This window comes from Paraburkholderia sediminicola (assembly GCF_046026675.1).
GTDB classification, from domain to species: Bacteria; Pseudomonadota; Gammaproteobacteria; order Burkholderiales; family Burkholderiaceae; genus Paraburkholderia; species Paraburkholderia sediminicola_F.
The window spans coordinates 1-13934 of sequence record NZ_JAQQEY010000003.1; the positions used below are offsets into that span (position 1 = coordinate 1).

Annotated in this window: 16 protein-coding genes; 7 read left to right on the top strand and 9 right to left on the bottom strand. The window is 59.4% G+C overall.

All coding sequences use genetic code 11. The annotated features are described in order from the left end of the window. Positions 1 to 30: 30 nt before the first annotated feature. Positions 31 to 285, top strand: a complete 255-nt coding sequence (locus PQQ86_RS38170; RefSeq protein WP_408279463.1) for a hypothetical protein — start codon at positions 31 to 33, stop codon at positions 283 to 285. A 64-nt stretch (positions 286 to 349) separates the two neighbouring features. Here PQQ86_RS38170 and PQQ86_RS38175 read toward each other — a convergent pair whose 3' ends face one another. The 6 genes from PQQ86_RS38175 to PQQ86_RS38200 all read right to left on the bottom strand — a co-directional run bounded on the left by PQQ86_RS38175 (position 350) and on the right by PQQ86_RS38200 (position 4370). Then, a complete protein-coding gene (locus tag PQQ86_RS38175; protein WP_408279464.1) occupies positions 350 to 574 on the bottom strand; it encodes a hypothetical protein in 225 nt (74 codons plus the stop codon). A 104-nt stretch (positions 575 to 678) separates the two neighbouring features. Beyond that, the gene (locus PQQ86_RS38180) at positions 679 to 1773 is read right to left on the bottom strand and encodes a primase-helicase zinc-binding domain-containing protein (protein ID WP_408279465.1); all 1095 of its coding nucleotides are present in this window, start codon (positions 1771 to 1773) and stop codon (positions 679 to 681) included. A 240-nt stretch (positions 1774 to 2013) separates the two neighbouring features. Further along, positions 2014 to 2592: a single-stranded DNA-binding protein gene (locus tag PQQ86_RS38185; protein WP_408279466.1), complete on the bottom strand. Its 579-nt coding sequence runs from the start codon at positions 2590 to 2592 to the stop codon at positions 2014 to 2016. Positions 2593 to 2602: 10 nt separating this feature from the next. Then, entirely contained in the window at positions 2603 to 3433 is an 831-nt protein-coding gene (locus PQQ86_RS38190) for a hypothetical protein (protein WP_408279467.1), read from the bottom strand. An 8-nt stretch (positions 3434 to 3441) separates the two neighbouring features. Beyond that, a complete protein-coding gene (locus tag PQQ86_RS38195) occupies positions 3442 to 3870 on the bottom strand; it encodes a hypothetical protein (RefSeq protein WP_408279468.1) in 429 nt (142 codons plus the stop codon). A 119-nt stretch (positions 3871 to 3989) separates the two neighbouring features. After that, the gene (locus PQQ86_RS38200) at positions 3990 to 4370 is read right to left on the bottom strand and encodes a hypothetical protein (protein ID WP_408279469.1); all 381 of its coding nucleotides are present in this window, start codon (positions 4368 to 4370) and stop codon (positions 3990 to 3992) included. A 548-nt stretch (positions 4371 to 4918) separates the two neighbouring features. Here PQQ86_RS38200 and PQQ86_RS38205 point away from each other — a divergent pair. The 6 genes from PQQ86_RS38205 (at position 4919) to PQQ86_RS38230 (ending at position 10259) form a co-directional block, all read left to right on the top strand. Further along, a complete protein-coding gene (locus PQQ86_RS38205; protein ID WP_408279732.1) occupies positions 4919 to 5617 on the top strand; it encodes a nuclease-related domain-containing protein in 699 nt (232 codons plus the stop codon). A 245-nt stretch (positions 5618 to 5862) separates the two neighbouring features. After that, positions 5863 to 7119, top strand: coding sequence for a hypothetical protein (locus PQQ86_RS38210; protein WP_408279470.1), 1257 nt, complete (start codon positions 5863 to 5865; stop codon positions 7117 to 7119). Between the two features lie 41 nt (positions 7120 to 7160). Next, positions 7161 to 8354 (top strand): FlhC family transcriptional regulator, encoded by a 1194-nt coding sequence (locus PQQ86_RS38215; protein WP_408279471.1) that lies wholly within the window; start codon positions 7161 to 7163, stop codon positions 8352 to 8354. Beyond that, entirely contained in the window at positions 8338 to 8520 is a 183-nt protein-coding gene (locus tag PQQ86_RS38220; protein WP_408279472.1) for a hypothetical protein, read from the top strand. The genes PQQ86_RS38215 and PQQ86_RS38220 overlap by 17 nt, the downstream gene beginning before the upstream one ends. A 16-nt stretch (positions 8521 to 8536) precedes the next feature. Further along, a complete protein-coding gene (locus PQQ86_RS38225; RefSeq protein WP_408279473.1) occupies positions 8537 to 8902 on the top strand; it encodes a hypothetical protein in 366 nt (121 codons plus the stop codon). Positions 8903 to 9161: 259 nt separating this feature from the next. Further along, the gene (locus PQQ86_RS38230; protein ID WP_408279474.1) at positions 9162 to 10259 is read left to right on the top strand and encodes a CAP domain-containing protein; all 1098 of its coding nucleotides are present in this window, start codon (positions 9162 to 9164) and stop codon (positions 10257 to 10259) included. Positions 10260 to 11006: 747 nt separating this feature from the next. Here PQQ86_RS38230 and PQQ86_RS38235 read toward each other — a convergent pair. Genes PQQ86_RS38235 through PQQ86_RS38245 form a run of 3 tightly spaced genes read right to left on the bottom strand, consistent with a single transcriptional unit; the run spans position 11007 to position 13923 of the window. After that, the gene (locus tag PQQ86_RS38235) at positions 11007 to 12206 is read right to left on the bottom strand and encodes a hypothetical protein (protein WP_408279475.1); all 1200 of its coding nucleotides are present in this window, start codon (positions 12204 to 12206) and stop codon (positions 11007 to 11009) included. A 10-nt stretch (positions 12207 to 12216) separates the two neighbouring features. Further along, positions 12217 to 12810 (bottom strand): type 4 pilus major pilin, encoded by a 594-nt coding sequence (locus tag PQQ86_RS38240; protein ID WP_408279476.1) that lies wholly within the window; start codon positions 12808 to 12810, stop codon positions 12217 to 12219. A 12-nt stretch (positions 12811 to 12822) separates the two neighbouring features. Next, a complete protein-coding gene (locus PQQ86_RS38245) occupies positions 12823 to 13923 on the bottom strand; it encodes a type II secretion system protein (RefSeq protein WP_408279733.1) in 1101 nt (366 codons plus the stop codon). Positions 13924 to 13934 lie beyond the last annotated feature (11 nt).

Sequence of the window (13934 nt, forward strand, 5' to 3'; positions counted from 1 at the left end):
GTATCTGAAAAACTGAAAGGAGAGTGAGCGATGGACATACTCGATCGGCTCGTGCCGTACTACCGGAAATTCAACGCGCTGCCGTTTGTCGTCCAACGCACGGCGCTGATCGCGATGTTCCTAGCCTGCTTCGTTGTCGGCGTAAAGCTGCTGCCCCACTCTGAGAATCTCGCCTTCATCTTCCTCCTGACCTCGCAGGTGGGCATTGTTTGGGCTACTGGAGCGTGGCGGCTCTGGAAGCCAATCGCTGTCGTTCTTGTCATTTGCCTGCGAATTTTTTACTGAGACGCGAATTCGATGGACGAAAAAAAACGGCACCCTTTCGGGTGCCGCTGTCTTTTCAGGGGTATCAATGCGGCCGGCTGGCTGCAACGATTGCTATGCGACGCGTGCAGAAATCCCACGCCGCGTCAAAGGTCTGGTCGCGGCACGCGTACTGCTTGTTGCCCGCCGACGTCCGGTCGATCACGTCATAGGCCACCGCATCGGACTTCATCGCCGGCTGCCTGCCACCTGCAGCACCGGTAGTGCCAACGATCGCAAAATCACCGACGAGTACACGGAAAGAGCTCATTTCCATCTCCAATGAAAAAAGCCCGATGCGATATTCCCGGTGGGGATATATCCCCACCGGGCGAATTAAAGAAAACGGCAAGCCGTCGTTGCAGCCTATTCAAATCAGGCTGCCAGCGCCTGCCTCACTCCGCCCGCGGATTTACGCGGAACGATTCCCGAACCGCCGCCCGAGACGAATCGGTCGAACCACTGATTACAGAAATCCGTACCGCGCACCTTCGGACGATGTAGGAAAACCACGTAGCCTTCTTTCTTCAAACGACTAGCCAACTCAACCCCCGCTGCGACACCCGGCGATTTGCCAGTTTTGGGATCGACCTGGTCGAAGTCGACGAAGATGTGCACGACGCGGATGCCAAGACCTTCCGGAACGACAAACTGGCTAAGCAGAATCCGGTTCAGGCAATTCCATACCGGGACACCAGACTCCATGTACCCGCCGTATGCGGACTCCAGCCCTTCCGCAACGCCAATTTCACCGTTGACCGGATTCATCAGGCGCACCGCTCCACCACGGAGAGGATTGAGCGTCATATCGTTCAGCTTGTTATCAAGAATCTCGCCGGCCACCGAAATGATCTTTGCCTTCTCAGGCCTCGATCGTTCGAGGAAGGTCCGATGCAGGGTCCCCAGTCGCCCGTCAGGTAACTCGAACCGCGCAAGGATGCCCGGCCAGGTGCCGATCACCTTCTTTTCATGCCGGTACTCGAGCATGCCGAGGCGCAACGCTTTAGACGGCGGTGCTGTGAGGCCGGGTACTCGCGCCTGCAGGTATCGCCTCGTGAGGTCACCGTCCGTCTGTTCGAGAGCGCTCCCCCACATCGAGGTTAGTCGTCGCTCCACGAACACCGGATCTGCCTTACGCCTCGCGGCAGGTGCAGCAGCACGAACCTTGTGCGCCGCGGCCCGGGCGTCGTTGAGCGATCCTCCTTCGAGTTCGACCATCAGTTCGCAGAACGACATGCCAGTTACACCGCAGATCAGTTTCAGGCCGTCTCCAGCCATCGGGTCGCCGTTATCACACTTACGGCACACCCAGTCGCCTCGGCCGCGTTTGTTGTCATAGGTGAAGCGGTCGGTACCGCCGCATATTGGACACGGTGCAGCCTGTCCGGTCAGCGCGCTCTCGGGCACTCCATAACGCTGGAGCAGCGAGAGCCACTGTGCCGGCGTGAGCTTTAGGTCCTTCACATTCATGGGTCACTCTCCTATATGGAAGTGGGTTGTGGTCGATGCCTGAGTCAGGCGCGAAAACGCGTGCTCAAAAAAGCGGTCCGCGCGGCGATGGCGGGCAGCTTGTTTCAGCAGGCAGTTGAGTCGTCGGAAAGAGGCGGTTGATGCAAGGAAGATGCCGCACGACACACCGGGCGGTGTGTCGTGGCATCAAGGTGAGTCTTTACAGGAGGAAGAAAATCATTGAGGTGAGGCTTTACGGGATCAGATGATCGACCACGCTGCGCGCGTGTGAAAGCCATGGAACGGTATATCTTCGTCAATGTCATCGAAACCACCACCGCGCGGCGCACCGCCGCCGGCATAGCTGCCTTGCGGCGTCGACACCGGCTGATTCGCGGTGCGAGGAGGGGCTTGCCGTGCACCCGCCTGTTGTGCAGGAGCGCGACTTCGACCTTGCTGTTCAAACCCGCCATCATCGTCGGACTGCTCGCGTTGACTATTGCCACCGCGTCCGCCAAGCATCTGCATCTGCTCAGCAACGATCTCCGTCGAGTAACGATCGGTACCGTCTTGCGCCTGCCACTTGCGCGTGCGGATACGGCCTTCGATGTACACCGACGAGCCTTTCTTCAGATATTCCGAAACGATCTCCGCAAGCCGACCAAAGAACGTCACGCGATGCCATTCGGTTGCTTCTTTCATTTCGCCCGACGCCTTGTCCTTGTAGCGGTCGGTTGTGGCGAGGCGGATGTTGGCTAAAGCATCGCCGCTGGGCAAATAACGCACTTCGGGGTCTGCGCCGAGATTGCCGACGAGGATGACCTTGTTCACAGATGCCATAAAAAACTCCTTATTTAGAAATTGACCAGAGCCACTTGTCCCACATGACCTGCTTTCCATCGACAATCTTCGGGCTGCCGTCGCGTCGGATAGCGGGCACCTTGATCTTTCTCAGGCGACGCACCGATACGTAATCGCCAACCATGCAGCCTGACTCGGCGATGGCCTCCTTCAGACCTTCGCCCTGCAGCGTGCGCTCGCCCGCTACGGTGTCGATATGCATTGCAAACGACGTGTAGAAGCGCGACGCTCCGACTGACTTCCGATCAGGGAATTTTTCCTCGCCCCACGACACGACACGCCCCTCGACTGCAGCCATGTCATAAGTGTGTTCACGACGAGGTGGCGCCCGGCGCGCTGTGGAGCCGTCCGACGAGCTATCGATCGGTAGCGGTTGCGAGACTTCCATCGAATCGGACGCCGCTGGTGCAGCAGCCGGGCCCGTTGGGAGCGGCTTTCCGGCGGATCGTATCGCCGTCGCGATCGCTTCTTTCAGCGAACAGCGATGGATATGAAACTGCGACCAGTGAGGGGCGAGTTCCGGGAGGATCTTCAGCCCGAACTGCGTCTGACTGGCCTGCTCGTCGAAAGCGGGTTTGAACTGGACGACGCATCTAGCTTCCTCCACGAAGAGATTCGGCTCGTCCGCGATCGTGATGAGGGTTTCATCGGCAGCACCCTGTCCGATCACACGGGGAGAGGGATCTGCGGCTGGTGCATCAGCGGGGACCGTCGACTGAGTCGATGATGTCGCGGGGGTTGGAGTGGAAGTTGGCGCGGCAGGCTTGCCGGGGAAAATGTCCGCAAGGACGCGAGAAAAGAAAGCTGCATTACGTGCCATGAAAGCTCCTAGAGCAACGTACCGAAAGACATGCGCTGAAGTTCGCTTAGATCACAGGCGAGCAGCGGCGTGTTCAGGATGAAGTCGCGAAGGAACTCCGGGTCGGTCCCACTTACCTCGCACACATGCTGGTACGGGAGCGCCCCATCCCAGTAGCCCATGATCCAGCCGAGCGTCGCGCGATAGTCCTCGACATCAAGCTTCCGGTTGCGAAGACGGTCGGAAATCATGTACGCACAGTCCATCAGCGATTCCGGCATCTTGTCGCCGCGGCGACTATCTCTCGCGAGCGAGATCAACGCGTCAACCATCTTGTCGCGAACGGTCTCGCTCCAGAGATGGGGGTCAGGCAGGGGGTCGGGTTTGATGACGGGTTTGAAGACTGGCGACGAGTCGCCAAACATGTCGAGCTGCCAGGCAGCCACATGTGGTTCCATGAGATTGCTCCGGGAACGCCGGCAATCTCATAGCCCGTGACCGGGAATGGATTCCCGGCTGGGGTAGAGGGCCGTCTCCATGGAAATCCACGGAGACGGTAGAACTGACGGCGACCCTGTTACAGGGTGCCGGTCTTGAACGGAATAACGACGGCCGACTTGGCATAGCGCCTGGTGGACGTCGGTGCGGCAGCGGTCGTATCGTTCGCCGCACTCGCTGCCGAAGCAACTGATGCGGTCGCGACGGTTGCCTTTGCGGCCTCGGCAGCCCTTGACGCAGCGGCGAGCCTTTCAGCTTCAACGCGTGCGACTTCAGCTTCAGCCTCGGCAGCTTCAATCGCCTTGGCCTTCTGTTGCATGGCTTTGTGAAGCCAGCGTGCAGCCAGCAGCAGCAGGAAACCGGCAACGAACAGCGACAGACTGGCGAGATACATCACGAGGCACAGGGCGAGCAGCTTGCCCGGCACCTTGATCGCATCTTTCAACAGGACTTTCAGCATTTTTCTCTCCAGAAAAATTCACGCACAAGGGAATGTCCGGACGATGTCCGGGGGTTTCGATGCTCAGAAGAGCAGGGAAAGCCGGCGCGAAGCGCTTTCGTTCATGTCCGTGTGGGCACGTACGGGAATGCTTTGCGCGGCTGGTGAGAGAAATGAGCGGCTGGCACCGCGAGATGGCGTGACGCGATTCGTCACGTGTAGTCGATGCGTCAGAACGACGCCGGGATAGCCAAAGGTTAACGCTGGCACAACGCTCTTGCAGACTGAATGCTCAACAAACGCGTGCAGCTTTGAAGAACCGCCGCGCGGCCAACGCGACCCCAGTCCGAGGTTACCCCGTCAACCGGTTGACGGTCTTAACCCGAAATGCTCCACCAAAACATATAGCTTTCTCAGGTTCATCGAAAGCGTGTGGTAAGCATTCCCGGCGATCACGGCTCCCCGACCATCCGATCCCCAAAGTCACCGCATCCGGAAACAGATTGGCGCGACTTGACTTTGCGTAGAGCACGTCAGACTGGACTCACCTCAACGACGAAGTGACCACCATGACCACCCTACTGATTCTGCTGACGCTCGCTTTTTTCGTTTATCGGGGCATGCAGCGCCGTCGCAAGCCGACCGTATCAAGTTCAATGCCCGTTGCACGCAGCCAGTTGCAGGGCGACGCCGGCGAAGCGCTCGTTCAGGACGAGCTTCGCCGAGTGTTGACCTGGCTCTGTGGCACGAACTTCTATCTGTCTCCGACGGCGCTTCTGCTCAACCATGCCCCAGGCACGTCCTATCCGACCGCTGAGGTGGACCATCTCGCGATTACGCCCTTCGGCATCTTCGTCATCGAAACCAAAAACTGGACGGGCGTGATTGAGCCCGGCTGCGATGCTGATTCGATCATCCGTATCGGCGCGGACGGTCGACGTGAAGAACGTCGCTCACCCCTGCGGCAAAACCGCTCGAAGGTGACCTTCCTGCGGACGGTGCTCCCGGGCATCTGGGCAGTCGAAGGCGTCGGTGTATTTGCCAACGACGCCTGCGCACTTTCAGCTGCCTTGCCGTCGAGCCTGATTCGCCGTTCCGACCTGGGTCAATGGCTGCGGGAAAGGAAGGCCCGTCACGACGCGCGAGGGCATAAGGACATCAACATCAATGCTGCCCGCCAGTCGATCCAGTCGGTCAGCGCAGTCGATCCGGACGGAAATGCACTGGCGAGACACCGCGCGCTAGTCCGGGCTAACCCTAGTTTTTAGGGGAATATTTCCTAAAGTTACACGCGATTTTGCCGATGGGTAAACGGTTGCGCCTGCAATATTTTCCTGCATTTACATGAAAGCAGCATGTTTTCATGCACCTTTTACGCCTGCCGCGACGGAAACGGAGCGTATTCTGGGCTGCGATAGCCGAAATTAGACCATTCGGCGTCAGCCTTCTGTAATTGCTTCCTCATGACAAGCCCGCGGCCAAGGGCACGCAAAAACCGAATGGAGTTCGTAGCATGAGCAATAAAAAAGATTTGAAGAAGAATTCTGACGAACTGTTTGATCCGACCCGTCTGGAGGGCGCGGCGCCGGACGATGGCGCGGTCGAAGAGTCACTTCCCCCCACATTCGCGCACATCCCGTCCGAACGGGAAATCAGCTCGATGGCGCGCAGCATGTTCGGGTCAGAATTGCCCGAAGCTCTGATCAAGACGATCGTTGCGGAGAGTGAAGAGGTCGCGCATTCCACGCGCAAGATCCTTCAGGAGCACATGCGTATCGGCGGGAACTTCGCTCACATGATGACGCGGGTAATCAACCAGAAGGTTGGAGATCTCGGCGACTTGCCTACGGTACGCAATCGCGCGAAGGAACTGGTGTACGACTTTCTGGAACGACTTTTCCGCCGAAAGCGGTCGTCGGTAAGGCTGTACATTCGCTGCTATGAAAAGTTCAGCACCAACAGCGGTGCAGTCGCCATGCTCTCGCATAGCGACATGTCGCTGCTGGTCGGCAATGACATTGGCGATGACATCGTCGACGCGGTGATTGAGGCCAAGCGGGACAATCCCGACATGAGCAAGCGCGATGTGGAAAAGCTGATCAAGGATATGCGTCAGGCGCGCGAGCAGATTGCGGAGAAAGACACCCGTATCGAACTGGTCAGCAACGAGCTCGCGAATATCGTGGGGCAACTCGATCAGGCGCAACTCGACAACCAGCGGCTCGCAGAGGAAGCGGAGCGTCTTCGCCAGCACATCGAGCGCGACAAGGAAAACGCCAAAAGCACGCTGGTCGATCTGGCCGACGTCAATCGGCAGGTTAGCGTGTTGCAGCAGGAACTGGCAAATCGCGAGCGCGATCTTGAAACCCGGAGCCGCCAGTTGCTCGAGGCGTCGAGCAAGGTAGAGACGAAGGAAGTGCACGTACCTACCGTGCCGGAGGGATACAAGAACCTCCAGGAAGCAATGGAGGCTGAGCTTGCCCAGCTTAAGTCGACCACCAGCGCACTCGAAGAGAAGCGCGCGGAACTGGCGCGACTGGAAGAGCAGGTTGCCGCCCAGAACGAAGCGATCGAGGCCAGTCAAACGCTTGAAACGACCATGAGCGGGCTCGTCCAGCGATTCGGCACCTTCGTCCAGGAGTATCACAGCGCGCAGTTGATGGTGACGGCCGGCGGCTCTCCCGCCCGCTTCGTGAATCTTTTCAGCGCACTCGCGGACCTCGTGGGCAAGTTTCACACCGAACTGCTTGCAGCCACACGCGCGGCCTGATCAGGGCGGCCGCCCCACACGCTAAGAGAGAAAAAGAACAGATGGACAATAAGAACGAATATCGCTCGGTCGAGCGGCTGTATATCCAGGACTGGCTTCTTGATCAGATCCAGGTCACGAACTTCGAGCTCGTCGACCATATGAAACTGATGCTTCAGCAGGACGGCCGGTTCAACGAAGTGTTCCAGGTTGAACGCAAGGAAATCGAGCATCTCAAACAAAATCAGTCGTCGCTACGCAACCTGCTGCGCACCCCGTTCCTGATGGTGGAGCCGACGCTCCAGCGCGTCGAAGACTGGCGCTGCTTCGTCGACGATACGCCCACGACGCTGACGGTCGATGTCCTGCGACGGAAAACGCCCCAGCTTGATTCACTGGGGAACTTTGCGGTCGGCAATTCGAACAGGCTATTCCTCTCGCTCGTCACGCAGGTAATCCACATGAGCGTGCTGTGCGCACCGCTCCTCGGCATCACGAACGAACTGGCGCAGTATCTTGCATCCATTCCGCCGTGGAAACTGCATTTTGCGCTCGGCCGGATGAAGGGCTTGCCGCTGTTCCGCTGGCGCTTCAATAGCCAGACCTTCTGGTATGAGTTCGTGGCCAGTTCGTTGACCGATGAAACCATCGCGCATCAGATCATGCTGACCTCCCCGATCAGATCCGGCGACCTGCCGCTGATCGCTGGCTGGAGTGAACTGCGACTCGAGCGCGCCCGCAACGAAATCTACGCGGCTGCGATGATGGCTCACGGCCTGCGTGCGTCGACGGCGTCAACGCTTTTCCGGCTGAACCAGAACGCCATGCGGATGCTCTACGTGAAGATTCACGACGAGAGTTCGCCCTGCGGCAATGTCCCGACGTCGCTGCCATGGTTCGTTGAGACCCCGCAGAACCGCCTCCACGCGACCACCTATATCTGGTTGTATCGCTCGGCGATCGCGATGGGCGCCAACGCTCCAGAGGCCCTGATTGCAACGAACGACATTTACGATCGTCTGTTCGGCGGCAAGCGGCTCATTTCTGCAGATCGCGGCTGGAACCTGACACGTTCGATGGCGGCTGACACGCGCCTGACGGTGGCCCCGTGCCGGCAATGCAGCACGCACTATGTCGTGTCGAACAACGATACGAAAATCGAGATGCATAACCGCTTCACGTGCCCGGCATGTCAGCAGCAGCTCGGTCCCAAAAAGCGTGCCACCCGGAGGAAAGTGAATGAAGCAGCCAGCTAACGTCGAACGGGATCTCCCTGCGGGGCTGATTGTGTTCAGCGCCGACGGCCGTGCTCAGTTCGGATGGCGCAATCCCGAAACTGGTGAGCTTTACGCCGAGGCTGACGGAAGCGTCATAGTCAACGCCATCGGCGCGGTGGACTGGCACGCCGGCCGCGCTCATTGATCAGATAGGACGTTCAATGGAAGATTTCGACTACCTCGCAACCGATAGCAACGCGGCATGGCTCGATGGTCGTGGAGACGGACGGTTTGAGCGGTACGAACGCTTCTACCATCAAGAACGGGCGCAACAGGCCGAGAAGTTTGATCTGGAAAAGACCAACGAAGGCTATGGAGAATGGGCGAGCCGTCAACCTGCGCTGATGCTGTCTTTAATTAGCGGCCCGTGGTTTGGTCAGGTTGCAGTCGCCTTCTTCAGCGTCTATATGGGATCTCGCCTCGTACCCGCTCTTGCCGGCAAGTTGCCGGTTGCGACCGGCGCGATGCTTGCCGTTGCCTTTGTTGGCCTGCGCGTTTTTCACTGGCGACGTCGCAAGCGAAAATAACCGGAATGCATCCGAACCAGAGCAGCAGCCACGACCCGTCGCCAGACGGGTTTTTTGTTGAAATCGGGCGCAGCTCTCAAGAGTTACGGAATCTTTCCGTTATTACTAAAATGCCGACGCGCTGTAATTGAGAATTTATGCGAAATCAGTCCCGAGAATCTAGCTCTAGCCAAAGCTTGACTTCGGAAGCGGATCAGTAAGATGAAATCAAGGTCGTGCAAAGGGCGCGGCCACTAATAGAAATTCGAGGAAAATAAAAATGAAGAACCAAAAGATCACCCTTACCGCTTTGTCGCTTGCTGCGACGATGATGCTTGCTGCGTGCGGCGGCGGCGGTGGTGGTAGCAGCAACACTGGCGCAGCAGCGCCAGCAAGTGGTGCCAGCACGCCGGTCGTTGGCACTGCGATCGCTCCGCAAACGAGCGTGCCTGCTTCGACTTACGCGGCCACGACTATGCAGTCCGCAGCGTTCTCGCAGTTGAATGCTTACCGCCTTGCGATGGGCGTCGGCGAGTTGAAGCAGGATACGATTCTCGACTCGGCAGCACAGGCGCATGCCCTTTATCTCGATGCGAACCTGGGCAACGGCTCCGTCACGGCGCTCTCGCACAACGAGGTCTCCACCCTGTCGAACTACTACGAAGCAACGCCGCTGTCGCGCGCGCAGAAAGCCGGCGCTCCCGTAACGGAATGGATCGGCGAGGAAGCCGCGGCCGGCAATCCGCAGGCGAACGCAACCGCGTATGCATCGGATTGCATCGGGCAGTATCTCAACTCGGTCTATCACTTGGAGGGCGCAACCAGCAGCCAGGAAACGGTGGGTATCGGCTTCACGCAGAGCACTGCCAACTACGTGAACTACACGTGCGTGCTGGACTACGGCCAGGTTAGCGGCGTAAGCGGTACGCCCCAAGGAAACGGGCTGGACCAGGCTGCGGGCCAGCAAATGCCAACCACCGCAATTGCCACTTCGCCGCTTGCCAACGAAACTGGCGTTGCGTTGACACTGCGCGCGGAAAGCCCGAATGCAGTGCCTGACGTTGCGGCTCCAGGCCGCCCCGTCTTTGTTCGTGTGAGGGCGGACAAGCCCGGCGACGTTCTTACCGTGACCAGCTTTACCCTCACGGCCGCCAACGGTAGTGTGGTTCCCGCTCGCATCATCGTGCCACGCGCCGCGCTGACCGGATCGACGTCAGCCGCAACTGCTGACGTGAATAACGAGTTGCCCAGCGGCGTCGCGTTCCTGGTCCCGCTGGCGCCCCTGACTGCGAATACGACGTACACGGCCTCGTTTAGTGGTGCGCGTGACGGCTCGCCGATCAGCAAAAGCTGGCCTTACACGACGGGCGCAAACTAAGCCCACTCCTGACGAAAACAAGCGCCCACTTTGGGCGCTTTTTCTATTGCTTCTACAGATTCCTCAGTGATTGCACTGGCCGCTGCTTGTGCCTCCGGTGGCCAGGTTAAAAACGCTGTCCACCGATCCATTTGCGTTCACAAAGCAGAGGTTTTCGTATGAGTTAGCGTAGCTACATGCGTTTGCATACGTTGGGCCGAGGCTTAGATTGGAATATACCGAGTCGCCGGCGTAATTAACACCCGTTATGGCTTGCACAATTTGAATGTCATGTGCAGCCCAAGTTGTAACGGGCACGAAAGTCCAATTTCCGGCGGTCACACCTTGGCTTTGGAAATAGTCCGGCGACAGCGCCGCCATGCACATAGCGGGGAAGGTACTCGGGTCGGGAATCGACGGCGGCGGTACCGGTGGCGTACATCCTGGTGCGGTCCACCCAGATCCAGTCCAGGCAGGGGCTGCCGTCTGGTTGTACCCAGCAGGACACGTCGGGGGGGCCTGATAACTGCATTGCGGAGCCGAATACCCCGACCCAATCCACCGGGCTGCTACCGCCGTCGTCCATCCAGCGGATCCCGGGCATGTTGGCGCGACTTGTGGCGCGTTATAAAGGTTCGTCCCACAAGTCGAATCCTGGTAGCCGTAGGAACATGTGACGGGGGCCGCAAACGCCACGTGACCAGACGACAGAATCCCGGCCAGCAGTACGACTTTGAACCACACTTTCAGAAATCTCATTCTGTTTCCTCAATACGCGCAATAGGTTGATGCGGAAACCTGACCAGGTATGGGTGTGCCTGTCCCGTCCAGGATGTAGACAATCCACGGTCCCGTGCCAGCGAATCCGTAATTAACCGTAGCGGTCGTGTCCACGTAGATGCTCCGCGGATTAACAAGAATTTGCGGGGTACCCCCGCTTGAGCAAACTGGGGCGGGCACACCTTGCCCGCTCTGCACCGTGTAATAGGCATACCCCTGAATCCGCCCACCAATCGGCAGCCATACGTTGAACTGGCAGGACAGCACCTGGCCCGAGCCGTCGCTATTGCCCGCGATACCGGTTCCAGCGCAGCCGGTTCCTGCCACCGCAATGTTCCCTAACGTCATAGTGCCGGTGACGACCGCGTTCCCGTGGATCGTGGCAGCGCCGCTGTCGATCGGCGCCGGAGCTGTTCCATTCTGGTTCTGCACATACAGCGTCGCCGGCGAACGAACCGCATTGTTGACGGCTACATTCGACGCGGCCACCATCGGCCCGGCAATCGTCCCGGTCGCATCGATGTTGCCGACGTTATGCAGGTCGACGCCGTTCACGTTCTGGCTGCCCGTCCATGTCAGGCTGCCGTCTCGCCGGATGTACACCGAGTTGCCGTCCGTGGCGTTTGCGTTGGTCGCAACGATTGCCGCAGCAGGCGAACCGGCAAGCGGGTTGGCGGCTGTCCATGCGCCGTTCAAACCGGTGATCGTCCCTGAGTTCTGGGTCTTCGAAAAACCAAACGCTGCCCCACCCGCCTGAGCGATCTGCGACGCTCCGATCACGTCCGGCTGACCGTTGCGGGTGATCGGCTGCGAGGGATAAAGGACGTACGAGACGTGGCAGTTACCGGCGCTCGGCGAACAGTTCGCCGGCACCATCGTCATCTGGATGGTGTACACACCGCCCCAGAACGGGCCGTTGCTATGCGGCTGTTTCAGGTTGCCACTCGTAAAAAGCGCATCGATCGTGGGCGGAGTCAGCGGTTGCGGATTCGCGGGGTTGTACTGCGCCAGCAATGCCGCATAGTTGTCCGTCACCCACGACGCGAGCGCCTGGTTGATGGTTGCCTCGTTCTGACCTTCTGCCGCGAGCAATGTCGCGCGCCGGTGCGCGACGTCCTCCTTGATGCCCTGAATAGTGAGCAGCGCGGATGCGACCAGCACGACCACCATCTCGATGATGCTGCCCATATGCCAGCCTTCAGTTGTTGTGGGTCGCGTACATGCCGATGCTCGCTGTCGGGCCGGCCGACGCGCACGCCTGCCCCGCCGTCGCATCGCTGAACTGCGTCGACGGCCCCGAAATGGTCGTGCCGTTCACGGTGACCATTGTGTATGCCCCCGCCACCGCGCCAACGGACAGCGAGCAGACCGTTGCAGGCACTGGATACGTCATGACCATCGCGTCATTGGCCGTCGACACCATCCCTGATGCCGCGGTGACCGACCCACCAAAAATCCCAATGAGGGTGCCTGTTGTCTTGTTCACCCGGGACCCGGCCGAATCGAACGCGTGGTTGGTCGCCAGCGTCTGCAGCGACTCAGTCGAGAAATCCACCTCGCTGGAAGAGGCGTCCTGGATACCGCTGCGAAACAGTTGTGCCTCGCTCTTGAATTGATAAGCGTGGATGCGGTCCATCACAAATCCGCGCCCCTGGTACACGGCAAGGGCAAGCAGTGCCGCACCCGCCATGACCGCCGCGCCTTCGATAATGGACAGCTCGCCAGACTGCCGCCGACGACGTGCCATCTGAATGAGTGTCGCCTTGCTGCGACCCGGTGTGTTCTTTTGCATAAAAGGCCCCTTCTATCGGACGGCGGACGTGCCGGTTGTGTCAAAGCTGGCAGCACCGGTCGCCACGTAGGAACCGATGCCGAAAATCAGAAACCCTGCGGCCGCGATGCCGAGCAGGACGTAATGGGTGATCTTGGCCTTGCGTCGCACCGCTTCAACGACGCGCGAGAGGGAGTCGCGACCAAGATCCTTGATTGCCTGAATGAACTGGTCTCGCCCGGCCGCATCCGCGATCGTGTCGATCACTTCGTCAGAAAAGATCCCGGTATTCAGTGCGCGCATCGGTTCATGCGGTGAAACGGTCAGGCGCCGGCTCATCCGGTTGAGGTGCCACTTCATCCACGGATCAGCGGACTTCGTGAGACGGTCAAGCGCGGCCCGCAGCGTCAGCCCCGAGTCAAACAGGCCCGAAAGCGAAACGATCAGTAACGCCGCACGCAGATCGCGGCGGTTGCGCCACATGAGTGGGGCACTGTCGAGGCGGTTGCGCAACTCGCCAGTCCAGCGACGCATCGTCCAGAAGTAGCCGAAGACAGCGCCCGCGGCGACGGCGCCGGTCAGCCACCAGTACTGGTAGCAGAAGGTGTCGACAGCGTAGAGAAACCGGCCAAACGGCAGCCACTGATCGAGCGGCTTGACGTCCAGGACTGACGGGAATATCTCGCCGCCGAACATCATGCAGAAGCCGTACAGGTAGACGATGACGAACGCCGGGTACGCCATCTGCGTCGACGTCGTGCTGGACAGAATCCGCTTGGCGTTGGCCGCCATCTCGGCAAGCTCCAGACCGCGCACCGCCGCATCCTTGTGTGTCGCCGCTGCGGCGAGTTCAAGCAGCGCGTACTCGTCGTTGGGAATGAACGGCCTCGTCGCCGCAGCGAAGTCGTCGCCCCGCTGCAGGCTTCTCGCGATTGCGTGAAACACCGGCCAGGCGAACGCCTTGCGCCCGCGATGCCGTTTTTCGAGGACGGTCAGCCGCTCAAGCAGGGTCTCGCGGTTGCGCAAACCTTTTGAAGCAACGACATCAAGGCGTGTCTCGCGATAAAAGGACTCGCGCATCTTGCGGAAACTGAGTGTTGCGATCCGCAGCCGCTCGCGGTGCGGCAACATCATGTAAATTGGGT